Raw genomic sequence first — 21,649 nt, 5'->3', positions numbered from 1 at the left:
TGGCGCCCATCCGATGACCACAGGTCGCGCTTTGTCATCGCATGACAATGTCCTGTGCTCCCTGTGATCTGGAGCACTCTATTGGAAGAAGGTCTAAGAAGCGAGTACTTACATCCTGATTTGTCCGAAGCTACGATCAGCCGGTGCAAATTGAGACGCAAGGACGCGTAGATCCCCTGGTGGACGGCATCCATGACCGCTGGGAGGGCCAAGGACTGCCCGGAGAACCCTGGGCGTTCATGGCCATCTGCTCGATCAGCCGCCTGCACCAGTTCGTGAAGAAGGCCCTGGACATCGAGCTGAAGAAGGTCGACCTGAGCAGGACCGGCTACTTCCTGCTGACGACGCTGGCCCTCACCACCAACGGCTGTGCCCGCCTGAGCTCACTCGGCCGGATCCTGATGATGCACCCCACGTCGGTCAAGCTGACCGTCGACCAGCTGGAGGCCGCGGGTCTGGTCACCCGTACGCGCCATCCGCGCGACCGCCGGGCCACGCTGGTGCAGATCACCGAGGCCGGTTTCGAGCGCGCGGGCGAGGTCAACAAGGCGCTGGAGGCCCCCGGCGGGGCGCTCGCCGCGCTCGCGGGGATGCACGAAGACCTTTTCACCGCGCTGCAGCCGGCGCGCCTCGCCATCGGTGACCACGAGCTCTAGACGCGCGGCGGTCTCGATGAACCACATGTAACCGGATGTGCGTACAAGGTCAACGAAAGCGCGACAGGTCCGGCGATAAGGCACTCTATTCCCATGCCCCAGAGTCACGGCACACGCAGACGGCGCCGACCCCCAGGGCCCCGTCACCCGTCCACCGCCCGCGGGCGGAAGGCGGATCCACCGGCGTACGCCGAGCCCAAGGGCCCCGGAAGACTGCGTCGCGCGCTCACCAGCAACATCACGATCACCGTGGTGGCCATCGCCGCGCTCTTCGCGGTGGTGGCGATGGTCGACCTCGAACGGCTGAGCGGCCGCGCGAGCACCCCGAAGGGCGACGTCAGCGGCCTGACGGCCAACGACATGCTCGCGATGATGGACTCGTCCGATATGGACCCGATCGCCGCCGACGCGATCGCCCTGGCGAAGAAGCGCGCGTACGAGAAGCACCAGAAGGAACTGCGCGAGCTGAAGGAGAAGGCCAAGCGCGACGCCGCCGCCCGCCGCAAGCTGGAGGCCCAGCGGGAACGCGAACGGCTCGCCAAGTCCAACCCCAGCGCCGCCCAGAACCGCGCGTACGGCAAGAAGATGAGCGAGCTCAAGGGCTGGGGCCGCTGCTGGCCCTCGCTCAAGACGCTCTGGGAGCACGAGAGCAACTGGAACGAGCGCGCCGTCAACCCGTCCAGCGGCGCGTACGGCATCCCGCAGGCCCTGCCCGCCTCCAAGCTGGCCACCGCGGGCTCTGACTGGCGCACCAGTTCCCCCACGCAGATCGCCTGGGGCCTCGGCTACATCAAGGCCCGCTACAAGGACCCGTGCGGCGCCTGGGCCTTCTGGCAGTCCCACAACTGGTACTGACGCTCGGCCGGTCCTGAGACGATGGAGGGATGCGGACCAGCAAGGCGGGCCAGCCGAACGGTGCGGGTGAGGCGTCAGGCGGGCGGCAGTGGGCGCGGGCGGACGCCACCCGGCAGGCGCTGTTGACGGCGGCGCAGGAGGTCTTCGCCGACCGGGGCTACGCCGACGCGGGCATAGCCGAGATCGTCGAACGTTCCGGGATCAGCGTCGGCAGCCTCTACCACCACTACGGCGGCAAGGCCGGGCTCTACCTGGCGCTGTGGGAGGAACTCACCGGCCGGCAGGAGCGCAGCGCCGCGAGCGCGGTGGCCGCCGCCCGCAAGGGGGGCGAGAGCGACCCGATCACGCTGTTCATCGCCGGTGCCCGCGCCTACCTGGAGGTCTGCTGGGAGCAGCGGGAGGCGGCGCGGCTGTTCCACGGCGGCGAGGGGCCGTCCGGGTTCTCGCTGATGCGCCGGGGCCGCGCGCGCCAGTGGATCGGCCAGAACACCAAGCTCCTGCGGGGCCACGACACCGATCGCGCCACGCAGGTGCTGAGCCTCGTGCTCACGACCGTCATCGGCGAGGCCGGACGGGAGATCGCGCTGGCCGACGACGAGAGCGAGGCGACGGAAATCATTGACGAGGTCTGCCGTATCCTGATCCGCCTCGCGCGCTAGGCTCGGTACCACGTACTGACAGGCTCCCTGACACGGTACGGCCGAACGCACTACACACACGGAGATCCCCCGCTCCCATGCCGACGTCCACCTGGTTCCGTCTCAACGTCGCCAAGCGGGAACGCGTGCTCGAGGTCGCGATGCGCGAGTTCGGGGAGCACGGTTACTCGACCGGAAGCCTCAACACGATCGCCCGCGAGGCGGGCATCGCCAAGGGATCGCTGTTCCAGTACTTCTCCGACAAGCTGGAGTTCTTCGCGTTCGTCTGCGACGAGACCTCCCGGCGGATCCGGGAGGAGATGGAGCGGCGGATCGCCCGCCTGGACTTCGACCAGTCCTTCGAGGAGTGGCTGTTCGACGTGCTGTGCGAGTGGACCGAGTACATGGCCGACCACCCGCTCGAACGCGCCGTCACCGCCGCGACCAACTTCGAGCTCGACAACGCGGTGCGCTCGGTCGTGCGCGACACGGCCAACCAGCACTACCTCCAGGTCCTGCACCCGACGTTCCAGCTCTGGCAGGAACGTGGCGACATCCGCGAGGACGCCGACCTGGACGTGATGGCGACGCTGATGCTGATGGCGCTGCCCTATCTGGCGCTGGCGCCCTACTACGACGGGCTCGATCCGATCATGGATCTGCGCGGCCGGACGCCCGCCGAACAGCGTCCGGTGATACGCCAGCTCATCGCCGGGATCCGGCCGCTCTTCGCGCCGCTCAAGTAACCCGGCGGCCACGGCCCCTTGCGGGCGCCGCCTCTTCGCTGTACGCACTACAGAGGGGGCCGGCGATCTTTCCCGTCTGGAGGGGCCTTGAGGCTCATTCGCGTACTCGCACCCGTTCTCGCGTCCGTCGTGGCCCTCACCTCGTGCGGCGGCGACGGCGACGACTCCAAGGGCTCGGGGCCGCACGGCCTGGAGCGGCCCGACCTGACCGTGGGCGTGCTGCCCATCGCCGACTCGGCCGCCGTGATGCTGGCCAGGTCCAAGGGGTTCTTCCGGGCGGAGGGACTGAACGTCAAGGTCGAGATCATCCAGGGCGGGGCCACGGCCACGCCCAAGCTGCTCAGCGGCCTGCTGGACGCGACGCTGACCAACTACGTGTCGCTGTTCATCGCCCGCGAACGGGGGAACGACCTCCAGATCGTGGCGGACGCGGCCGCCTCCCGGCCCGGGCTGTTCACGATCATGGTCACCAAGGACTCCCCGGTGCGCGCGCCCGCCGACCTGAAGGGCAAGGTGGTCGCGGTCAACACCCTCAAGAACATCGGTGAGCTGGCCAGCCTCGCCACGCTGAAGAACGCCGGGGTCGAGGCCAAGGACGTCCGGTTCGTGGAGTATCCGCTGCCCAACATGGCCCCGGCCCTGGAGAAGCGCGCCGTCGAGGCGGCCTGGATGACCGAGCCGTTCATCACGGGCGGCAAGAACAAGCTCGGCCTGCGGAGCATCGCCGACACCATGACCGGTCCCATGGCGGACTTCCCGATCGCCGGCTGGGTCGTCACCCGGCGCTTCGCGGACAAGAACCCCAAGACCGTCGCCGCGTTCCGGCGGGCCGTCGTCAAGGCCCAGGCGCTGCTGGCCGCCGACCGCGCCGAGCTCGAAGCCGTCCTGCCGACCTACACCTCGATCGACGCGGCGACCGCCAAGGCCGTCACGGTGCCCACGTTCCCGACCAAGCTCGATCCGGCCCGGATCCAGCGCGTTCCCGACGTCATGCGGCAGTACGGCTATCTCACCGGGAAGGCCGACGCCGCGGCCGCCATCGTCGCTCCGTGACGCTGCGGCTCCGAGCCGTCGATCTTGGCGGCGGTACCCTGCCCCTGCCTCTTCCCCACACTTCAGGATCGATGATGACGATCAGAGAGACCTATCTCGGGGCGGCCGAGACCGCCGTCGGCCTCCTGTCCGACCCGGCGGTCGCCGCGGCGTGGCGGGAGCCGAGCGCCCTGGCGGACTTCACGGTGGGCGGGCTCGCCGCGCATCTGGCGTTCCAGATCTTCTGCCTGCCGACCGTTCTGGAGACGTCCGGCGACGAGGAGCCCATCGGGCTGCTGGACCACTACGCCCGCGCGGCCTGGGTCGACGCCGGACTGGACGACGAGCCGAACGTGGCGCTGCGCAGGCGGGGCGAGGAGCTCGCCGCCGAAGGCGCCGAACGCACGGCCGCGCACGCCGGGGAGCTGGTGGCGCGGTTCCGGGACGTGCTGGCGGACGAGCCGCCCGACCGCCTCGCGTACATGCCGTGGAACGGCTGGTCGCTGTCGCTCGACGACTTCCTCGTCACCCGCACCATGGAGCTCACCGTCCACTGCGACGACCTCGCCGTCAGCGTCGGCGTGCCGACGCCGCCCGCCTCCCCTGAGGCCACCGATGTCGTCGCGGTGCTCCTGGCGCGGCTGGCGGTGCGCAGGCACGGCCTCACGCCGGTGCTGCGCGCGCTCAGCCGGGCCGAACGGGCGCCCGACACGATCGCCGCGTTCTAACGGGTGTTCTGCGCCTCCGCGAGCCTGGCGGCGCGGCCTTCGAGGTAGCGCTTCTCCGGGACGCTCGTCGCGTGGCGGGAGGCGGTGCGGTAGGCGTCGAACGCGTCCTGAGGACGGTCGGCCATCTCCAGCAGGTGTGCCCGTACGGCGTGCAGCCGGTGGTGGCGGGCCATGCGGTCGTCGGCCTCCAGTTCGGCGACCGTGGCCAGCCCGGCGCCCGGGCCGTTCACCATGGCCTCGGCCACGGCCCGGCCGAGCGTCACCATGGGATTGGGGGCGATCCGTTCGAGCAGCCCGTACAACGCGAGGACCTGCGGCCAGTCGGTGTCCTCGACCCGCGCGGCCTCGTCGTGGACGGCGGCGATCGCGGCCTGGACCTGGTAGGGCCCGAGCTCGCGGGTGCGGGCGAGCGTCTCGGTGACGAGCGCGACGCCCTCGGCGATGAGCTCGCGGTCCCACCTGCCGCGGTCCTGCTCGGCGAGCGGGATCAGCGAGCCGACGGCGTCCGTGCGGGCGTCGCGCCGTGCCTCGGTGAGCAGCATGAGCGCCAGCAGGCCCGCCACCTCCCCGTCGTCCGGGAGCAGCCGGCGGACGAGCCTGGCCAGCCGCAGCGCGTCGGCGGTCAGGTCGTCGCGCTGCAGGTCGGGGCCGGCGGTGACGGTGTAGCCCTCGTTGAACATCAGGTAGAGCACGTGCAGCACGGCCTTCAGCCGTTCGGCGCGTTCACCGGCGGGCGGGAGCTCGAACGTCGCGCCGGCCCTGCGGATGCTCTGCTTGGCGCGGCTGATGCGCTGCGCCATGGTCGTCTCGGGCACGAAGAACGCGTGCGCGATCTCGGCGGTGGTCAGCCCGCCGACCGCGCGCAGCGTGAGCGCGATCTGCGAGGAGGTCGACAACGACGGGTGGCAGCACAGGAACAGCAGCTTGAGGCTGTCGTCATGCTCGCCGGTCAGGGCCTCGTCGGCGCCGGGCGCGACCAGCTCGGACGGCGGGACGGCCGTCAGGTCGGCGTCCTCGCGCCGCCGCTGCGCGGCGTCGCTGCGCACCCAGTCGATGAACCGCCGGGTCGCCGCGGTGACCAGCCAGCCGTACGGGTTGTCCGGGACGCCCTCCGCGGGCCACTGGGTGGCGGCCGCGAGCAGGGCCTCCTGGACGGCGTCCTCGGCGGTGTCGAACCGCCCGTACCGCCGCATCAGCGCCCCGAGGACCTGCGGCGCGAGGTCGCGCAGCAGGTCCTCGAAGTCCTCGCTCAAGGCCGGTTCCAGGAGGCCTCGTGCATGATCGGCCAGACCTCCACGGCGCGCAGCGAGGCGAACGGCGCGTCCGCGGCGATCTCCAGCGCCCGTTTCTCGTCCGGCACATCGATCATGCACCAGCTGGCCAGGTACTCCTTGGTCTCCAGGTAGGGGCCGTCGGTCACGGCCGCGACCCCGTCGCGCACCCGGACCGTCCTGGCCTGGCCGACGTCGCCGGTGCCGTACGCGCCCAGCAGCTCGCCGCTCTCCTTGTACCTCAGGTTGAACGCGTCCTGCTCGGCGACCACCTTCGACCACTCCTCGGGGCCGAACGACTCCCAGAGCTCCTGGTTGCCATAGATGATGATCATGTACTTCATCGTCGTTCTCCCTGTTGGCGGCGGTCTCCCAGACTAGTGGCCGGGATTTTCCGCCCGACGGCGTCGCGTCCGGCCCGTCCGCTCCGCTCCGGTCAGGGGATGAGGACGGTCTTGCCCCGCGCGCTCGCCGTCTCGGCCAGCGCATGGGCCTTGGCGGCCTCGGCCAGGGGGAACTCTCGTTCGACGTGCACGCGCAGCCTGCCGGCCTCCGCCAGCACGCCGAGACTGACCATGTCGGCTCCGGAGGGGACGACGGACACGGTTTCGAAGCGCCTCCCGTGCCGTTCGGCCTCCTCGGCGGTCAGGCCCGGGTCGTGGCCGATGGCGGTGACGAGCAGGCCGCCCGGCCGCAGCACGCGCAGTGAGCGGGGTGCGTACTCGCCGCCGACGAGGTCGAGGACCACGTCCACCGGGGCGACCGTGGCGGCGAAGTCGGCCACCGTGTAGTCGATCAGCTCGTCGGCGCCGAGGTCCGTCAGGAACGGGTGGTTGGCTTCGCGCGCGGTGGCGATGACATGGGCGCCGCGCACCTTGGCGATCTGCACGGCCAGGTGGCCGACCCCGCCCGCGGCGGCGTGGATCAGGATGCGCTGCCCAGGCTGGACGCTCGCGATGCCGACCAGCGACTGCCAGGCCGTGAGCGCCGCGAGCGGAAGGGCCCCGGCCTCGGCCATCGTCAGCGCGCGGGGCTTGGGCGCGAGCTCCTCGGCGGGCGCCGCGACATACTCCGCGTACGCACCCGCCTCCCGGGGAAAGCGCGCCAGGCCGAACACCTCGTCGCCCACCTCGAACCTGGTGACGCCCTCCCCCACCGCCTCGACCCGGCCGGCGACATCCCAGCCCAGCACGGCCGGAGGCTCGGGGAAGGGCGGGAAGTGCCCGGCACGGACGGCCGCGTCCACCCGGTTCACCCCCGCGGCGCCCACTCGGACCAGCACCTCGCCCCGGCCGGCCACCGGCCGTTCGATCTCCGTGCCGACGAGCACCTCCGGGCCGCCGAACGAGCGCTGCGTGATGACGAACATGGGAACCTCCAGTTAGTTGACGTGAGGAATATCGACTGAACAGATGAATAGCCGAGATATATTCCTCGTGTCAACTATCCGTGCGTCAAGTAGGCTTGTCCCGTGAGCGACTTCGACGACCCGCGCCTGACCGCGATGGGCCTGCTCTTCGAGGCGCACGGCGGTCTGGTGGCCAGGCTGGAGCCGGCCTGGCGGAAGGGCGGGCTGTCCGGGCTGGACCTGAACGCGCTGATGCGGCTGAGCCGGTCACCCGGGCAGCGGCTGCGCATGAGCGATCTCGCCGCCCAGACCTCGCTGTCCACCAGCGGCGTCACCCGTCTGGTCGACCGTCTCCAGCGGGCCGGCCTGGTGCGCCGCGAGTCGTTCCCCGGCGACCGGCGCGCCACGTACGCCACGCTGACGCCGGACGGTGCCGAACGGCTGAAGCAGGTGCTCCCCGACTACCTGGACACCATCGAGCGATGGTTCACCGGGCGGTTGACCCGGGAGCAGCTCGACGGCCTTCTCACCGGCCTGCGCGTCATCCGCGACGCCGTCCATCCGGACGCCGTCGCCCACGACTGACGGCCGAAGAGGGAACGCCGGTCAGTGCGCGCCGGTCAGTGCGCGCTGGTCAGTAGTAGCCCTCGACGGGGACGCGGGCCTCGTCGAGGAGGGCAGGGCCTTCCTGCGGGACGGGCGGGAAGCCGCCGCCGGGCTTGAGGGCGGCGAGCTGCTCGTTGGACAGGGCGAAGACGACCCGGCCGAGTCCGGAACGCTCGATCGCGCCGGTGCACATGTTGCACGGCTGGCAGCTGGTGTAGAGCGTGGTGTCCGCCGCCGTCGCGGCGTCGAGCTCGCGGGCCGCCCAGCCGGCCAGCTTCAGCTCGGGATGCAGGCTGATGTCGGCGTCGGTGATGGTCGTGTTGCGTTCCTCGCGCAGGATCGTGCCGTCCGCCGCCGCGAGGAGCGAGCCGAACGGGGGGTTGCCGGACTCGCGCGCCTGCGCGGCGAGCTCGATGGCGCGGCGGAGCAGCCTCTCGTCGATCACTTGGGGTCCGTTCGTACGTTGGCGGCCACGGTCGCGAGGGCCTGCCAGGCCGGTTCTGGGTGGAGCGTCTCGTCCGGGTCGCCGTTGAACGGGTCGAGCAGGACGGTCCCGGCGCCGAGGCGGCGCAGCTGTTCCAGGTCGTCCATCACCTGCTCGATCGTGCCCTCGCCGGCCTTCCGGTCGGGGCCGGTGACCGGTGACTCGGTGAGCCGGAGGCAGATGCGGGGCGCCAGCGGCGGGACCGGCCTCTGCTCGCTGTCCGCGATGGCCTCCAGGCGTTCCAGCGCGCCGTTCAGCCACGGCATGGCGAACCGCAGCGGGTGCCAGGCGTCGCCGAGCCGCACCGCGCGGCGCAGGGCGGCGTCGCTGTTGCCGCCGACCCAGATGGGAAGCGGCCCGCTCCGGTAGTCGTACTCGTCGTCCCAGGCTGCGCGCACGGCCCGGAGGTGCTCGTCGGTCAGCCGTCCGCGCTGCTCGAACGGCACTCCGAGCGCCTCGAACTCCTGGCGCGCCCAGCCGACGCCCACGCCGAGGATCAGCCGGCCGCCGCTGAGCTGGTTGAGGTTGGCGGCCATGCGGGCGATGAGCAGCGGATGGCGGTACGGGACGATCAGCACGGTGGTGCCGAGCCGGATCCGGCTGGTCACGCCGGCCAGGTAGGACAGGGTCGTGAAGGGCTCGTAGAACGGCGCCGGATACTGCTCGGCCACGTCGGGCGTCACCGCCACGTGGTCGGACACCATCAGCAGCCCGAACCCCATCCCCTCGATCGTCTGCGCCCAGGCGCGCAACATGGCGGGGTCGGTGCCCGGGCCGAAGTTCGGGACGTTCACTCCAAGTAGCACGCGTTCAGGCTATCCATGTGATCCACACGGCTTGAAGGGTTTTCGCCCGCTGATCGAGCTCGCCTACCGCGGCCCGCCGGAGCCCTGAGCCCGTCCGAAGCGGGCGACGACCGCCGGGTCGCAGAACGCGGTGATCTCGGTGATCCGGGTGTGCTCGTCCAGCGTGAGCACGTTGAGCGCGGCCAGGTCGAAGCCGCCGTTCCCGTCGCCCTGGTAACAGAGCAGGGCGAGCTGGCCGTTCGCGCGCGTGGGGGCCATCCGCCACGGGGTGGCGAACACGCGTTCCCTGAGGAACACGCCGACGTCGTCGCGGCCGTCGAACCAGGCGGGCAGCGGCGGCATCGTGAACCTGACGTCCCGCGCGAGCATGCCGAGGACCGTGTCCACGTCGGCGCGTTCCCAGGCGGCCACGATGGCGTCGACGAACGCGCGTTCCGCCTCGTCGCCGAGGGCCCGCAGGGTCGCCTGCTGCGTGCGGGCGGGCACACGTTCGTGGACGGTCCTGCGGGCCCGTTGCAGCGCGCTGTTGACCGAGGCGACGCTCGTGCCGAGGGACCCGGCGACCTCGGCGGCGGAGAACCCGAGCACCTCGCGCAGGATGAGCACGGCACGCTGGTTGGCGGGCAGATGCTGGAGCGCGGCGACGAACGCCAGTTCCACGCTCTCGCGCAGCTCGTAGCGCGCCTCGGGCGCTGCCGAGGAGAGCTCGTCGTCGGGATAGGCCTCCAGCCACACCGGGCCGGTGACCGGCTCGCCGAGGTCCCCGTCAGGCGGGATGGCGGGTCCGTAGTCGGCGGAGAGGACGCGCCGGGGCCGTTTGGCCTGGAAGCGCAGGCAGGCGTTCGTGGTGATCCGGTAGAGCCAGGTGCGCAGCGAGCTGCGTCCCTCGAAGTTCGCGAGCCCGCGCCAGGCGCCGAAGAGCGCGTCCTGCAGGGCGTCGTCCGCGTCGTGGATCGAGCCGAGCATCCGGTAGCAGTGCGCGTGCAGCTCGGACCGGTACGGCGCCACGAGCCGGCCGAACGCGTCCTCGTCGCCGCGGCGTCCCGCTTCCAGAAGCTCCGCCTCGTTCACAGGCCGCAGCCTAGGGGGCCGCACGGAGGCATGTGAACCGCCGTGCACGCGGGACGCGGGACGCCGTTCCGTCTCAGGGGCGCCGTTTTCGTCTCAGGGGCGGCGGCCGGGACCGTCGACGAAGCCGGACTCGGCCAGGCCGCCCCAGCCGAGGATCTGCCCCTTCTTCGACCGCAGATCCCTGTCGTCGCCCCGGGTGACGTGGGCCTTGATGGCCACGGCACGGAAACCCAGATACTGGTGCGTGGCCGGGTCGATCATGATCTCGTCCCGCAGATAACCCTCCGCGATGCGATAGAAGGTCACTCCCGGCCGGCCCAGGATGTCGGCGGCCTTCGCTTCGTACCGGACGCCGGGAAGCCGCTGGAGAACCGTGTGGAGGGCCTGCCGCAGCTTGTGCGGCAGCGCCGCGTCGCGCATGTAGATCTCGATGATGTCGAACGCCCGGCCCGCGCGCTCGGCGGCACCGATCCGGGTCGGGCCGTTCTCCTGGTCGACCTCCTGATCGACCGTCTTGTTGATCTGCGCCAGCAGCGCGGCGGGGTCGACCGGGAGCGAGAGCAGGTACGGGAGGTCGGCGCGTGGCGACATCCCGAGCTGGGAGCCGTCGGACACGGTCTTGAGGCGGCCCTTCTCCATCGTGGCCGTGTACCTGCCGTCCACGCTGCGCCACAGCTCGTTCGTGACGCGGCGGTCGGGCGGGCCGAACAGCGCGCCGCCGACGCCCTTGGACGAGGAGGCGAGCACGGTCTTGGTGTAGGACCACTGGCCGGCCCGCGGACGGTCATCCGTACCCGGTGCCAGGGCGCGCGCCGAGCCGGGCGCCGGCGCGGGCCGGTCGGCGCCGCCGAGGTTCTTGAGGAGCAGGGCGGGGCCCGCGACGAGGACGGCGGTGGCGGTCCCGACGGCCAGCAACCCTTGGACGGGGGTCAGCCGTGGAAGGCGGAAAGAGCGGCCGATCCGCTCTGTACGGGCGTCCAGCAGGCGGGCACGGGCCCGCTCCTTGGCGGCCGGCTCGTACGGCGGCACCTCGGGACGCGCGTGCCGGAAGACGGAGATCTCGTCGTCGCTCATGCCAGGGACTCCTCGTTCGTCGCCATCGGATCGTCGCCGCCCAGCGCGCGACGCAGCTTCTTGCGGATGCGGTGCAGCCGCGAGCGGACCGTGCCCATCGGCACGCCGAGCGCCTGGGCGGCCTCCTCGTAGGTCAGGTCGGCCCAGGCGATGAGCAGCAGCAGGTCACGCTCGGCCGTCGACAACCTGCCGAGTACGGCGGCGAGCCGTGGCTGGAGCCGCTCGGCCGTGACCCGGGCGGCGCTGCGTTCGTCGAACGACTCGGCCACCTCAGGTTCCCTGCTGCGTGCCAGCGCGCGGTTGCGGCGCACCTCCGCGCGGCGGTGCGTCCGGATGAGGTTGGTCGCGATGCCGTACAGCCAGGGGCGCGCGTCCGGCCGGGACACGTCGTAGCCGCCGCGCTTGCGGAACGCCGTCAGGAACGTGTCGGCCACGATGTCCTCGGCCGCCTCCGGACCCAGCCGCCGGGCGACGTACCGGTAGACCTCGTCGCTGTGCCGGTCGAAGACGGCCGCGAACGCCTCCGGCCGCGACAACGACTCCCGCACCAGCGCGGCGTCGCTCTCGTCCTCCGCGGCGGCGGCGGTATCGAGGGGCGCGGTCAACATGAACCACGTCCGTTCATAGGGGGTCCTCTCCGAGTGGGTTCACCCCTTCTCAGCCGGACGGGCCGTCACGGTTCCCACTTTCTCCACGACCGGTCACCCTTCCGTTCCGGCGGCGGCGAACCGGCCCGCGAGCTTGCGGAGGTGGGCCTTCAGCTCGGGCGGCGACTCCACCTCGAAACCGACGTCCAGCATGCCGATGACGAAGACGACGAGGTCGAACGAGTCGGTGGCCATCTCCACGCGGCACCGGTGCTCGTCGATGGGAGTCACGGTGCCGTCGATCCGGCCGGCGAAACGTTCGGCGGGCGCGTGCAGGATGACGCGGCAGTGATAGGGCCACATGTCGCGGCCCATCGTCCGCCGCATGTAGGCGGTGACGTCGCCGTCGGGCGGCTCGCGGTGCGCGAAGTGCGGCCCGTTCGGCGTGTGGAGGGTCATCCGGTCGGCCCGGAACGTACGCCACCCGGCCCGTTCGGTGTCCCAGCCGACCAGGTACCAGCGGCGGCCCCAGGTGACGAGCTTGTGCGGCTCCACATTCCGCCTGGTCGGCTTCCCGTCGTGGCGGACGTAGTCGAAGCGGAGCGTCTCGGCCGCCCGGATCGCGGTGGAGACCGCGGTGAGGATCGCCGCGTCCACGGTGGGCGCGTCACGGGGCGGGATGGCGACGGTCGCCCTGCTGAGGGCGTTCAACCGGTGGCGCAGGCGGGACGGCAGGACCTGCTCGACCTTGTTGAGGGCGCGCAGCGCGGGCTCCTCGATCCCGGCGACGCCGCCGGACGCGCCGCCCTGGAGCCCGACCGCGACCGCCACCGCCTCGTCGTCGTCCAGGAGCAGCGGCGGGAGCGCGGCGCCCGCGCCCAGGCGGTAGCCCCCGGCCGCTCCCATCGCGGCGTGTACGGGGTAGCCGAGCTCGCGCAGGCGATCGACGTCGCGCCGGACGGTACGGGTCGTGACGCCGAGACGGCCGGCGAGTTCCGTGCCCGACCAGTCGCGGTGCATCTGGAGCAAAGACAGCAGCCGGAGGAGCCTGGCTGAGGTTTCCAACATTTCTCCAGCCTGCCACGAATATAGGAACGAACTTGTCCTAGTGACCACGACTCCCCACCGGCATGCCCGCTCCGTTCCCGGGGGCTCGACCACCCCTCGGGGACAGCGGCCTAGGCTGGCGGCATGCTCACGGTCAGAGTCACCGAGACCATCTCGTGCACGCCGGACGAGCTGCTCGAGTTCGTCATGGACGTCGAGCGGTACGCACAGATCGACAAGAAGATCCGGCCCCTCCGGTGGGTCCGGCGAGACGAGGACTTCACCGAGTTCGGCTTCCGGCCCAGTGTCGCGGGCATCCCGGGGCCGCCGACCGTCTCGCAGATGCGGCGCACGGCCGGTGAACGCATCGACATCGAGCTGGCGCCGCCGCCAGCCAACCGGATGGCCCGCCTCACGGCCGACTTCGACGCGAGCTTCGTGTGCACTCCGGTCGAGGGCGGCACCGAGCTGGTCCGGACGCTCAACTACCGGTTCAAGCCCTGGGTGGCCTGGCTGGCCGAGCCCCTGCTCCGGCGCCGCCTGAACGCGGACGTCCGCGAAGAGGTGCGTCTCGCCAAGGAGCACCTGGAGAACGCCTAGGACGGGAAGTGCCTCACCCAGCGGCGTTGCCACGGGGTCTCGACCGCCCGCCTCTCGTAGTGCTCGCGGGTCCAGGCCACGGCGTCCACCGGATCCGTCCCGGCGAGGACGGCCAGACAGGCGATGACCGTTCCGGTCCGCCCCACGCCGCCGCCGCACGCGACCTCGGCGGCCTCGCCGCCCCGCGCCCGCTCGTACAGGCTCCGGATGTCCTTGGCGGCCTGCTCCCCGTCCCGCGGCAGCAGGAAGTCGGGCCAATCGATCCAGGTGTGCGGCCAGGTCAGGGAGTCGTCGTGGCGGCGTCGCAGGCGGCCCGACCCGAGATAGAGGCCGACGTCGGGGGCCGAGCCCTCGGGGAGCGGACGCCTTAGCCCCCGCCCTCGAATTCGCGTTCCGTCTGGAAGTTCGATCGAACCGTTCATCAGATCCGAGCCAGCGTCGCGGCGATCCAGGCCTCGGCCGTCTCCTTGTCGACGCCGAGCCCGGACAGCGGGCCGGTGCCGTTCTCGAACTCCAGCAGGGCGAGAAGCATGTGCTCGGTGCCGATGTAGTTGTGGCCGAGGCGCAGCGCCTCGCGGAGGGTGAGCTCCAGGACCTTGATGGCGTTCGGCCCGTACGGCAGTTCCTCGGGCACCTCGCCCACCCCCGCGGAGAGCGACAGCGTCGCCGCCGCCCGGACGTCCTCCAGCGGGATGTCCTGCGCCACGATCGCCTTGGCGGCCAGCGCGTCGGGCTGCCTCAGCAGCCCCAGGACGAGGTGCACCGGCCCGACCTCGAGGTTGCCCGCCGTACGTGCCTCCTCGTGGGCGGCCTTCACCACGTGCTGGGCACGCAGCGTGAACCGTTCCATCCCCTGGTTGAAGTCGACACCCTTCGGCACGAAGCGCTTCTGGGCCGCCTGTTTGGTGACGCCCATGCTCCTGCCGATGTCGGTCCACGAGGCGCCCGAACGCCTCGCCTGGTCCACGAAGTGGCCGATCAGGTGGTCGGCGACTTCGCCGAGGTGTTCCGCCATCAGCACGGCGGTGGAGAGCTGCCCGAGCTCGTCGGTGCGCCCCGCCTTGATCGTCTCGATCAGCTCGTCAAGCCTGATGGGATTCTCCATGCGTCAACCATAGGTTGACGTCTATTCCTCGTCAACCACTGGTTGACGAGCGGAAGACGTGTCCGCCGGTGGTCACGTTCGCGTAGCACTCGCTGGTGAACGACTTCTTGTACGAGACCAGACCCCCCGCCAAGTGCCACTGGCCGACGCGACGACCCGCCGTTCGACCGGCAGGCAGTAACCACGGGCGGGCGGAATCCGCTCGATGTAAGCGTGACCGACCGCCCACCCCAAGGTCGCCCTGACGGGACCTGAACCGGCCATGACCTCATCCGGCGTCCACGCCACCGGCCCGGCGCGAAGCACCCCGCTCTCCTTTGGCGCGAGGCGGTCAGCAAGCGCGGCTCCCCGACCCCGGCCACCTTGAGGACGGCACTACGAAAAGCCCCCGACCTGGATCAGGTCGAGGGCTCTTTGCCGTGCGAGGTGGGCGTCAGGTCAGGTCGTGCTCGCTCGCCTTGATACGGCGCGTGAGTGCTCGCCAGCCGGCGGAGTCGAGGACCAGCCTCGGGCCGTCCGGGTCCTTGGAGTCCCGCACTCCGATGCTGCTGGGAAACTGCGCGACCTCGACACACTCTTGGCCGCCGTCACCACCGCCACCGCTGTGGCGGCCTGTGGTGAGGTCCCGCAAGACGGCCGTACCGGTGCCGGTGAAAGGTGGATAGCTATAGGGCGCGTCCGAGGGTGATTCGCAGAGCGGTCACGGACTGGTGACCTTCTGGAGGGGATCTGGCACGTAGGCCCCCGATACACGCAACTGGTCCCCTGGCGACACGTCGTTCGGATTGCAGTCCCGGGTGTCCACGGCGATCAGATTGCTCCCGTTGCGACCGTCTTCCTCGATACGGATCTCGCCGGTGGAGTTGGTGTAAGAGATGTAGACCTCACCAGGCGCTCCGCCCGGTCTGGCCCAGGTCACCACGCAACCATCGCTGGACTCGCTCCGGACGCTTACACCGGTGACGACGCCCTTGGTCGTTCCCGTCGCCACGTCGTAGGACTGGGCGCTGAATTTCCAGGGCAAGCCGAGTGGGATGAGTGTCGATGCTCCTCCGGTGGCGGTAGGGCAACGGCCATCATCCGTCGTACTGTCACTGAAATTGATTTCATCAATCGAGACGAGATCCCCGCCCGAAAGACCGGAACCGCTTTTGGCAGTCGCCTTGACCACCGACGTGTCACAAGTAGCGAACGAACCAGTCTGGATGTCTTCGCCGATGATGGGTTCGGTAGCCGTGGCCGTCACTGCTCCACCTGGAAGGAAGGTCCAGGTCGCGTTGAACCCGGCAGCCGCCGTGGCAAAGACGACGACACTCACCAGGGCCACACCCTCTACTGTCTTCTTCGTTTTCCTGAGCATTTTTGGGCTCTCCTTCTGATAAGACCTCCGCCGAGTGCGGGGATGACCGACTTCCGTCATGCGGCGGTGTGCATGTCCCGCCCGAGGGGCACTCAGCGGACTCGTCACTGACCGAGGACGATCGGCCGGCTCGCTTGGTAGGCACCGCTGACCACGAAGGAGTCGCCGGCTTCGACGATGGGAGGACCCGCTGATTCGCCCAAGCCCCGTCAGGGACGGATGACGACCATCGGACTGGCCTGGTAATCGCCCTGAGCCTCGTACTGGTCGCCGACGTTGATGAGGCTCGGATCGCAGAGGCCGTTGGTCGCCTTGACTTCAAGGGTGCCGCCGCCGTTCAAGCTGAATGTCCCTCCCGGGTTGGCGTAGCTGGCGCTGACCGACCCGGACACGGTCGCGACGCATCCGTCGCTCGCCTCAACCCGGACACTCGTGTCGTTCGGTTGCCCGAAGACCGTGTCCGTCGTGGGGTCGTACGAGGTGCTGTAGAAGCCCCACGGCAGACCTGACGCCGTGACGTGGAAGAGGAGAAAGTCCCCGTCGCAGTCCTGGAAGGAAGCCGTGTTGAATGTGATCACGGGATCCGGGAACGGCCGGGCGTCGCCCGTCAAGATCGAGGTGGCACAACTCACCGTCGCCCCCGTGTTCAGGTTCGTGAACGACACCGGGCCGATGTTGATGAACGTCACCGCCGTGTCCGCGCTGGCCGACACGCCCGGAAGGCTGACCAGAAGCAGGACCGCCGGAGCGATCAGGGTGCGCTTGAGAAAGGTCCGCATGATGCTCAGCTCCTTGGGCCGACCGTCGAAGGCGGAATCACGATCTTCGGGGAGATGACGTGCGCGCCGTCGAGCTCGATCTGGTCACCGACCCTGATGAGTGTCGGATCGCAGTAGGGGTTCGCTGAGGTGACCACGAGGTCGCCGCCGCTGATCTGAAACTCGCTGGTCGTGTCGTTGTAGTTGCCCGTGATGGTTCCGGGAGTTCCGCCGGGACCAGTGAACGTGGCATCGCACCCGTCACTGCCGTGAAGAGAGCCGGTGACGTGACGAACCTGACCGGTGGCCACCGGCGGGCTGTAGAAGTGCACCTCGAACGGCCCCGGATTGCCCGGGCCGACGTCGAACGTGCCCACACACCTGCCGTCCGGCGTCGAGGAGTCGGAGAGCGTCCATTCAGTGATCCGGAAGAGCAGACCCGGCGGTGGCGGGTAGGACGGGGTCTCGCCCTCGAACTCGGAGGTGGCACAGGACACCGCTGCTCCGGTGGTGTCGTCCTGAAGGACCAAACTGCCGCGGCCTACGATGGGCGCGGCAACGTTGGCGGCGGACGCCGCTGTGGCCGTCAGACCGAACGCGGCGGCCGTGAACGCGACGACCGCCGGGACGATCCGGGTGCGCTCGAGGACGTTTCGCATGATGTTCGGACCCCTCTCAGAGCGATCGGGGGGTCACGTACTGGTGATCGCGAGCCTCGGGGTGGACCGCGTCGAGCTCGGTCTGGGCACCGATACCGGACGGTGGGTGGAAGGCCGTGCCTGCGGGGGTGGTGACGCGCAGGCACGGCCGGCCTGGGCGGCGACCGCCATGGATCGCAGGGCAGCCACAGAAACGGCGCGCTGTTTGAGGGCACGGTGGAGGGCTTCGAGACGATGTACTCGTTGAAGATCACCGTGGTCACCAGCGGTGGAGGGCACGCCGACCTGGTCGTTCACGATGTGGTGGGTGAGGCCCCCGAGCACTCACGTTCCAGAGGGCGGCCGGAGCTGCGGCTTGGCCAGGTGAGTTACGGCTTGCTGGCGTAGTTGACCCGGGCGATGTACTCGTCCAGGACGATCGAGTTGTGACCGGCCGCCGAAGGCAGGCCTGCCAGCGCGCTGACCGTATGGCTGACCGGGTCGTTCCCGTAGATGCAGTTCCGCGCTCCGGGGACAGCGAACGAGTTGTCGACGTGCTTGGCCTTGTAGATCGATACTGGGCCATCGCTGCCGATCAGCGTGGCGGGCGAACCGGTGATCGGCTGGTTGGGCGCCGGCGGGCTGGTCGTGCCGGTGGTCAGGTTCAGCAGAATCGGGTTCTCGTTCGTGCCGATCTCACAGAGCCCGAGCACGAACGGTTTGGTCAGCTTGATCTTCTGTCCCAGCTTGATCTTGAAGTCGGGGCTGGGCGGCTGGTCGAACACCCCGGCGTACGCGGGCCTGCCGTAGACGGCGCCGAACTCCGAATCGAAGATTCCCGGCCGGACCTTGAACTCCTGCCCCTTCAGTGTCCCGAAGACGGCGCGGGAGCGCTTGGTCGTCTTGTCGAAGAGGTTGCCGAAGGTCATCCGGATGGGCTCACCGGTGATCGACTCGTTGAGCTTTCCGGCCTGGATCTGGAGCCCGGTGACGACCGCGTTGACGCAGGTTGAGCGGATCGGGTCGTCGTTCGCCCCGAGCGCCGGGCAGTCGGCGAAGCTGAAGGTGGGGAGGGCCTCCGCGGCCACACTCGGCGCGGCCGGGGCCGCCTGGGCGGGCGTGGCGGCCAGCAGCGCCGCGGCCGCGGCGAGCCCGGTCACCGGAACGGCGATCCGGGTGATGCGCCCCGTCGAGCTGTGAATCCTCACGTCGTTTCCTTTCGATCTGCGAAGCCTGCAACCATCAACTGCATGGGACACTTCACTGAGGGATTCCTATCAGTCCCCCTTTCCGGCGACTACCGACCGCCAGGCGACGAAGCATTACTGAAACTTCGTCACCTTGATCGTCACACTCGGGTTGAAGTGGAAGTCGAAGCCTTCGACGCGGACTAGACCGCGCTTTGCGAATCCACTTGGCGCACAGGTACTCGCCATAGTGACCCTGGTGCTGTTGTTTCCGGTCACAGCAAGTCTCTGTGTTCCGTTATCGAACTTGCCGTTGAGGAACACCGGAAGGTCGCCGCTCGTCCCGCTGCCGTCCAGTCCACCGACGCGCACATAACAGCCCGGGTCCCCCGAGCTATCGGAGAACTTGATGACGAAGCCGCCGATCGCATGAGTTTCGCCCAGCGCCTGAGAGAATCCCGCGCGGAAGTAGCCGCGAACAGGTCCGGGGCGCGGGCTGGCGCCGTTTGGGCGCTCCAGCGTGACCTTCGTCGCCACCTGGTCAGGTTGACCGGGCACGTTTTGATGACGAAGGCATCCTTCGAAATTGCCACCCGTGATCTGCCCCAGCTGGCGCGGGTAGAGATTTATCCCCTTCTGGAATTCGATCTTCAGGGTCGCCGTCTCGCAGACCACCTTTGCCACACCCGTTCCCTGTAGGGTGACCTGCTTGGCGGTTGCGGTCACGGTACCCGCCCGGGAGACCGAGAAGGGATATTGAGTCCTGTCGATGTCACAAGGCAGATTATGCTCGGGAATCGGACTGCAGAGATCACCCTGGTCGATCACTACTGGATTACCCTGCCCGGAGACGGTCGCCGTGAGAAGCGGCCCTAGATCCTCCTGACCGTTGTGGCAGCCGGAGAACGCTGGAACGTCCACCGTCGCATATCCTCTCGAGCCGACGGTATTGGATTCCCTGCCGGTTTCGTCGTCACCATGGAAGAAGTAGACACGCGTGAATATCGGCCCGGCCTTACAACGCGCGCCCACCTTAAGCGGGACTCCGTTGACGGAAACGCGATCAACGGTGGCCTCCGTGAACGCCTTGGCGGTTGTCTCGTCCGGAAAGTCAGCAATCCAACCTCGGGTGGTGGAGGAGTAGCTGAAGTTCCCCAACCGATTTCCGAAGGAGCCGGGTGTCGCGACTTGTCGTGTCGTAGTGGTCGCGGTCGTCGGCATGAAGCCGAACCCCAAGAGCGTCGCAGATGACGGCGCCGTATGCGCCAGAAGGACACCAGGCCGCCATTGGTAGGCAGGGTTGCGAGGACTACGTTTTTGACGCATGTCGAGCATGGCCTGCGCTGCCCCGACGATCGGCGCGGCACCGCCCAGCTTCCTCACACTTGCGAGACCGCCCACCGGCGCACACCTGGGCCTGGGGTCAGGGAGCACCTCTGGCACGTCGAACCTTGGAGGTTCGAGAGCCAGTCTGTCATCTTCGTTGAACTTCGCCGACTCCAGCGGCGCGCATGGCGGCACATCCGGTTCCTGAACGGAACCCGGCTGCGGAACGGTCTTGGGCTGCGAGCTCGTCCCGCTCCCGCTGTCACTCACGATGGTGACCGTGGCCATCGCCGTGGGCGTCCGAACGGGAATGCAGGTCACCGTCGACACCGGATCGCTCGCGACGTTGCGGCTTATCAGCAGGTGCAGCACGCCGGCGGTCAAGGTGACCTCACCGGCCTCGGCCGCGGTCACTGACGGCACGTCGCCGGAGCCGGTCAGACCGGTCCCCCCGTCTTTCCCCGGCGTCACGGATTCGATCGCGAATTCCGGCCAGACAGCGTCGACCTTCTGCCTTTGCTGGCCGACCACGACGGCGAGCCGCACGCTGCCCGTCATCGCCGCGGAGGTGCCCGGCGGCGCGCTGGGGGGCGTCCCCAGCAGGTCGTTCGCCGAATCGGGGATCGACACCTTGAGCTTCACCCGGCCGAACCGGACCGGCTCACCGACCCGGCCCCGGTCCGGCGCGGCGCCTGTGACCGTCACCTCGACCTCGGCTGCGGCAGATGGGGTGGTGCACGCATACCGAAGCTTCGCGGAGATGCCGTCGGCCGCGGCGGGAGGGGGATCCACCAGCAACACGGTGGTGACCAACACCGCCGTCCAGCCTGCGGTCCGTGCCGCGAAACGAGTGAGGCGTCGCATGGAGCTCCTTTGTCGGGGGCCGGACCACGGCCGCGCCCTGGTGGACGCGGCCGCGGACGCGGGTTAATCCTGCGTGATCGTCAGCCCTGGAGTGATCGTGAAGGCGCCGTCGAGCTCAAGCGCGTCACCCGCCTTGGCGTCGTTGACGTTGCAGCCGACCGCCGACTGGATCACCAGGTTGGACCCGGCGCCCCCGGGGAGGACGCGCAGCTCGGAGCTGGAGTTGGTGTACGTGCCGTTGATGGTGCCCCCGCCGCCGCCGGGACCGGTGGCCACGATGTTGCAGCCGTCGCTGAACACCGCCGTCGCCTTGACGCCGGTCAGGGTTCCCTGGGCGACCCCGCCGCTCTCGGAGGAGACGTTGAAGCCCCACGGCGTGTTGTTCGCGGTCAGCGTGCCGACAGCGCCGGTGGAGGCCGGGCAGCGGCCGTCTTCCGTGGTGGAGTCAGAGAACGCGACCGTGTTCAGGGCACCGATACCGGTGCCGGACAGCCCGCTGCCGTTCTGGGCCGTGCCGGTGGCGGTCCCGGTGTCGCAGGTGGCGAAGGCACCGGTCCTCGGGACGGTGGCCACCAGGGGCTCCGAGGCGTTGCCGGTGATGCTGGTGCCACCGGTGACCGTGAAGGTGGCGGCGTGGGCCGGCGCGGCGGTCAGGCCGAGGGCCATCGTGGTCACCGCGGCGGCGGCGAGCGTGTTACGGGTCAGCTTTCGCATGTCAGTCCTACATCCCTTTCATGGGGTGGGCTTCTTGATTGTTCGTCGGGACATCTGACTTGTGCATGGGCGCAGCTGAAGCAGGGGCGACTCCTCGAATGGATGAGATGGATCGGCCGGGGACCTCCTTGGCGGGGCAGCCGTCAAC

Annotated in this window: 26 protein-coding genes; 8 read left to right on the top strand and 18 right to left on the bottom strand. The window is 69.5% G+C overall.

The features are described from left to right. The first annotated feature begins 143 nt into the window (after positions 1-143). The 6 genes from ABD333_RS17350 to ABD333_RS17325 all read left to right on the top strand — a co-directional run bounded on the left by ABD333_RS17350 (position 144) and on the right by ABD333_RS17325 (position 4,655). Positions 144-656: a MarR family winged helix-turn-helix transcriptional regulator gene (locus tag ABD333_RS17350; RefSeq protein WP_344542099.1), complete on the top strand. Its 513-nt coding sequence runs from the start codon at positions 144-146 to the stop codon at positions 654-656. A gap of 93 nt (positions 657-749) precedes the next feature. Further along, a complete protein-coding gene (locus ABD333_RS17345) occupies positions 750-1,511 on the top strand; it encodes an aggregation-promoting factor C-terminal-like domain-containing protein (protein ID WP_344542098.1) in 762 nt (253 codons plus the stop codon). Between the two features lie 29 nt (positions 1,512-1,540). After that, positions 1,541-2,170 carry a TetR/AcrR family transcriptional regulator gene (locus ABD333_RS17340; RefSeq protein ID WP_344542097.1) on the top strand — a complete coding sequence of 210 codons (630 nt, stop codon included), beginning with the start codon at positions 1,541-1,543 and terminating at the stop codon, positions 2,168-2,170. A gap of 77 nt (positions 2,171-2,247) precedes the next feature. Continuing rightward, positions 2,248-2,895 carry a TetR/AcrR family transcriptional regulator gene (locus tag ABD333_RS17335; RefSeq protein WP_344542096.1) on the top strand — a complete coding sequence of 216 codons (648 nt, stop codon included), beginning with the start codon at positions 2,248-2,250 and terminating at the stop codon, positions 2,893-2,895. Between the two features lie 87 nt (positions 2,896-2,982). After that, positions 2,983-3,948 carry an ABC transporter substrate-binding protein gene (locus ABD333_RS17330; RefSeq protein ID WP_344542094.1) on the top strand — a complete coding sequence of 322 codons (966 nt, stop codon included), beginning with the start codon at positions 2,983-2,985 and terminating at the stop codon, positions 3,946-3,948. Between the two features lie 71 nt (positions 3,949-4,019). Then, entirely contained in the window at positions 4,020-4,655 is a 636-nt protein-coding gene (locus tag ABD333_RS17325) for a maleylpyruvate isomerase N-terminal domain-containing protein (RefSeq protein WP_344542092.1), read from the top strand. Here the strand turns inward: ABD333_RS17325 and ABD333_RS17320 are convergent. The 3 genes from ABD333_RS17320 to ABD333_RS17310 all read right to left on the bottom strand — a co-directional run bounded on the left by ABD333_RS17320 (position 4,652) and on the right by ABD333_RS17310 (position 7,295). Then, complete coding sequence (locus tag ABD333_RS17320; protein WP_344542090.1) at positions 4,652-5,908, bottom strand: RNA polymerase sigma factor; 1,257 nt, start codon at positions 5,906-5,908, stop codon at positions 4,652-4,654. The two genes, ABD333_RS17325 and ABD333_RS17320, sit on opposite strands and share 4 nt — an antisense overlap. Next, on the bottom strand, positions 5,905-6,270 hold the full coding sequence (locus ABD333_RS17315; protein ID WP_344542088.1) for a YciI family protein: 366 nt from the start codon (positions 6,268-6,270) through the stop codon (positions 5,905-5,907). Before ABD333_RS17315 ends, ABD333_RS17320 begins: the two co-directional genes overlap by 4 nt. Before the next feature lie 92 nt (positions 6,271-6,362). Further along, positions 6,363-7,295, bottom strand: a complete 933-nt coding sequence (locus ABD333_RS17310; RefSeq protein ID WP_344542086.1) for an NADP-dependent oxidoreductase — start codon at positions 7,293-7,295, stop codon at positions 6,363-6,365. 102 nt (positions 7,296-7,397) lie between these two features. Here ABD333_RS17310 and ABD333_RS17305 point away from each other — a divergent pair, with 102 nt between their 5' ends. Beyond that, on the top strand, positions 7,398-7,859 hold the full coding sequence (locus tag ABD333_RS17305; protein ID WP_344542085.1) for a MarR family winged helix-turn-helix transcriptional regulator: 462 nt from the start codon (positions 7,398-7,400) through the stop codon (positions 7,857-7,859). Between the two features lie 49 nt (positions 7,860-7,908). Here the strand turns inward: ABD333_RS17305 and ABD333_RS17300 are convergent, their stop codons facing one another. From ABD333_RS17300 to ABD333_RS17275, 6 genes are all read right to left on the bottom strand, one after another. Beyond that, positions 7,909-8,325 (bottom strand): nucleoside deaminase, encoded by a 417-nt coding sequence (locus ABD333_RS17300; RefSeq protein WP_344542083.1) that lies wholly within the window; start codon positions 8,323-8,325, stop codon positions 7,909-7,911. Continuing rightward, positions 8,322-9,170: an LLM class flavin-dependent oxidoreductase gene (locus ABD333_RS17295; protein ID WP_344542081.1), complete on the bottom strand. Its 849-nt coding sequence runs from the start codon at positions 9,168-9,170 to the stop codon at positions 8,322-8,324. The genes ABD333_RS17300 and ABD333_RS17295 overlap by 4 nt, the downstream gene beginning before the upstream one ends. A gap of 63 nt (positions 9,171-9,233) precedes the next feature. Then, complete coding sequence (locus tag ABD333_RS17290) at positions 9,234-10,241, bottom strand: sigma-70 family RNA polymerase sigma factor (protein ID WP_344542079.1); 1,008 nt, start codon at positions 10,239-10,241, stop codon at positions 9,234-9,236. Positions 10,242-10,334: 93 nt separating this feature from the next. Beyond that, positions 10,335-11,315 carry a hypothetical protein gene (locus ABD333_RS17285; protein WP_344542077.1) on the bottom strand — a complete coding sequence of 327 codons (981 nt, stop codon included), beginning with the start codon at positions 11,313-11,315 and terminating at the stop codon, positions 10,335-10,337. Continuing rightward, positions 11,312-11,923: an RNA polymerase sigma factor gene (locus ABD333_RS17280; RefSeq protein ID WP_344542075.1), complete on the bottom strand. Its 612-nt coding sequence runs from the start codon at positions 11,921-11,923 to the stop codon at positions 11,312-11,314. The genes ABD333_RS17285 and ABD333_RS17280 overlap by 4 nt, the downstream gene beginning before the upstream one ends. A gap of 93 nt (positions 11,924-12,016) precedes the next feature. Next, positions 12,017-12,970 carry a helix-turn-helix transcriptional regulator gene (locus ABD333_RS17275; protein WP_344542073.1) on the bottom strand — a complete coding sequence of 318 codons (954 nt, stop codon included), beginning with the start codon at positions 12,968-12,970 and terminating at the stop codon, positions 12,017-12,019. 123 nt (positions 12,971-13,093) lie between these two features. On the opposite strand from ABD333_RS17275, the gene ABD333_RS17270 reads away from it, so the two are divergent. Beyond that, the gene (locus ABD333_RS17270) at positions 13,094-13,549 is read left to right on the top strand and encodes an SRPBCC family protein (protein WP_344542071.1); all 456 of its coding nucleotides are present in this window, start codon (positions 13,094-13,096) and stop codon (positions 13,547-13,549) included. Here the strand turns inward: ABD333_RS17270 and ABD333_RS17265 are convergent. The 9 genes from ABD333_RS17265 to ABD333_RS17225 form a co-directional block, all read right to left on the bottom strand. Then, entirely contained in the window at positions 13,546-13,971 is a 426-nt protein-coding gene (locus ABD333_RS17265) for a phosphatase domain-containing protein (protein WP_344542069.1), read from the bottom strand. The two genes, ABD333_RS17270 and ABD333_RS17265, sit on opposite strands and share 4 nt — an antisense overlap. Beyond that, on the bottom strand, positions 13,971-14,654 hold the full coding sequence (locus ABD333_RS17260) for a Clp protease N-terminal domain-containing protein (protein ID WP_344542067.1): 684 nt from the start codon (positions 14,652-14,654) through the stop codon (positions 13,971-13,973). Before ABD333_RS17260 ends, ABD333_RS17265 begins: the two co-directional genes overlap by 1 nt. Before the next feature lie 433 nt (positions 14,655-15,087). Next, positions 15,088-15,285 carry a DUF397 domain-containing protein gene (locus ABD333_RS17255; RefSeq protein ID WP_344542065.1) on the bottom strand — a complete coding sequence of 66 codons (198 nt, stop codon included), beginning with the start codon at positions 15,283-15,285 and terminating at the stop codon, positions 15,088-15,090. Positions 15,286-15,354: 69 nt separating this feature from the next. Beyond that, positions 15,355-16,014: a hypothetical protein gene (locus ABD333_RS17250; RefSeq protein WP_344542063.1), complete on the bottom strand. Its 660-nt coding sequence runs from the start codon at positions 16,012-16,014 to the stop codon at positions 15,355-15,357. A gap of 209 nt (positions 16,015-16,223) precedes the next feature. Further along, positions 16,224-16,793 (bottom strand): hypothetical protein, encoded by a 570-nt coding sequence (locus tag ABD333_RS17245; RefSeq protein ID WP_344542061.1) that lies wholly within the window; start codon positions 16,791-16,793, stop codon positions 16,224-16,226. Positions 16,794-16,798: 5 nt separating this feature from the next. Continuing rightward, entirely contained in the window at positions 16,799-17,431 is a 633-nt protein-coding gene (locus ABD333_RS17240) for a hypothetical protein (RefSeq protein WP_344542059.1), read from the bottom strand. A 368-nt stretch (positions 17,432-17,799) separates the two neighbouring features. Next, the gene (locus tag ABD333_RS17235) at positions 17,800-18,618 is read right to left on the bottom strand and encodes a hypothetical protein (protein ID WP_344542057.1); all 819 of its coding nucleotides are present in this window, start codon (positions 18,616-18,618) and stop codon (positions 17,800-17,802) included. A 114-nt stretch (positions 18,619-18,732) separates the two neighbouring features. After that, positions 18,733-20,787, bottom strand: a complete 2,055-nt coding sequence (locus ABD333_RS17230; protein ID WP_344542055.1) for a DUF6801 domain-containing protein — start codon at positions 20,785-20,787, stop codon at positions 18,733-18,735. 63 nt (positions 20,788-20,850) lie between these two features. After that, positions 20,851-21,501 carry a hypothetical protein gene (locus tag ABD333_RS17225; RefSeq protein ID WP_344542053.1) on the bottom strand — a complete coding sequence of 217 codons (651 nt, stop codon included), beginning with the start codon at positions 21,499-21,501 and terminating at the stop codon, positions 20,851-20,853. Between the last annotated feature and the right edge of the window lie 148 nt (positions 21,502-21,649).

This window comes from Actinomadura fulvescens, assembly GCF_039533225.1.
Classification (GTDB): Bacteria; Actinomycetota; Actinomycetes; order Streptosporangiales; family Streptosporangiaceae; genus Spirillospora; species Spirillospora fulvescens.
Note: the sequence above shows the minus strand (reverse complement) of the source record. Positions and strands in the feature narration are given on the sequence as shown.

What these genes read in the sequence shown, in the direction of transcription:
- ABD333_RS17250 (WP_344542063.1), bottom strand. Translation starts at nt 16,014, where the DNA reads ATGCTCAGGAAAACGAAGAAGACAGTAGAGGGTGTGGCCCTGGTGAGT.
- ABD333_RS17230 (WP_344542055.1), bottom strand. Translation starts at nt 20,787, where the DNA reads ATGCGACGCCTCACTCGTTTCGCGGCACGGACCGCAGGCTGGACGGCG.
- ABD333_RS17310 (WP_344542086.1), bottom strand. Translation starts at nt 7,295, where the DNA reads ATGTTCGTCATCACGCAGCGCTCGTTCGGCGGCCCGGAGGTGCTCGTC.
- ABD333_RS17270 (WP_344542071.1), top strand. Translation starts at nt 13,094, where the DNA reads ATGCTCACGGTCAGAGTCACCGAGACCATCTCGTGCACGCCGGACGAG.
- ABD333_RS17260 (WP_344542067.1), bottom strand. Translation starts at nt 14,654, where the DNA reads ATGGAGAATCCCATCAGGCTTGACGAGCTGATCGAGACGATCAAGGCG.
- ABD333_RS17275 (WP_344542073.1), bottom strand. Translation starts at nt 12,970, where the DNA reads ATGTTGGAAACCTCAGCCAGGCTCCTCCGGCTGCTGTCTTTGCTCCAG.
- ABD333_RS17225 (WP_344542053.1), bottom strand. Translation starts at nt 21,501, where the DNA reads ATGCGAAAGCTGACCCGTAACACGCTCGCCGCCGCCGCGGTGACCACG.
- ABD333_RS17265 (WP_344542069.1), bottom strand. Translation starts at nt 13,971, where the DNA reads ATGAACGGTTCGATCGAACTTCCAGACGGAACGCGAATTCGAGGGCGG.
- ABD333_RS17340 (WP_344542097.1), top strand. Translation starts at nt 1,541, where the DNA reads ATGCGGACCAGCAAGGCGGGCCAGCCGAACGGTGCGGGTGAGGCGTCA.
- ABD333_RS17280 (WP_344542075.1), bottom strand. Translation starts at nt 11,923, where the DNA reads ATGTTGACCGCGCCCCTCGATACCGCCGCCGCCGCGGAGGACGAGAGC.
- ABD333_RS17240 (WP_344542059.1), bottom strand. Translation starts at nt 17,431, where the DNA reads ATGCGAAACGTCCTCGAGCGCACCCGGATCGTCCCGGCGGTCGTCGCG.
- ABD333_RS17315 (WP_344542088.1), bottom strand. Translation starts at nt 6,270, where the DNA reads ATGAAGTACATGATCATCATCTATGGCAACCAGGAGCTCTGGGAGTCG.
- ABD333_RS17245 (WP_344542061.1), bottom strand. Translation starts at nt 16,793, where the DNA reads ATGCGGACCTTTCTCAAGCGCACCCTGATCGCTCCGGCGGTCCTGCTT.
- ABD333_RS17335 (WP_344542096.1), top strand. Translation starts at nt 2,248, where the DNA reads ATGCCGACGTCCACCTGGTTCCGTCTCAACGTCGCCAAGCGGGAACGC.
- ABD333_RS17285 (WP_344542077.1), bottom strand. Translation starts at nt 11,315, where the DNA reads ATGAGCGACGACGAGATCTCCGTCTTCCGGCACGCGCGTCCCGAGGTG.
- ABD333_RS17345 (WP_344542098.1), top strand. Translation starts at nt 750, where the DNA reads ATGCCCCAGAGTCACGGCACACGCAGACGGCGCCGACCCCCAGGGCCC.
- ABD333_RS17325 (WP_344542092.1), top strand. Translation starts at nt 4,020, where the DNA reads ATGATGACGATCAGAGAGACCTATCTCGGGGCGGCCGAGACCGCCGTC.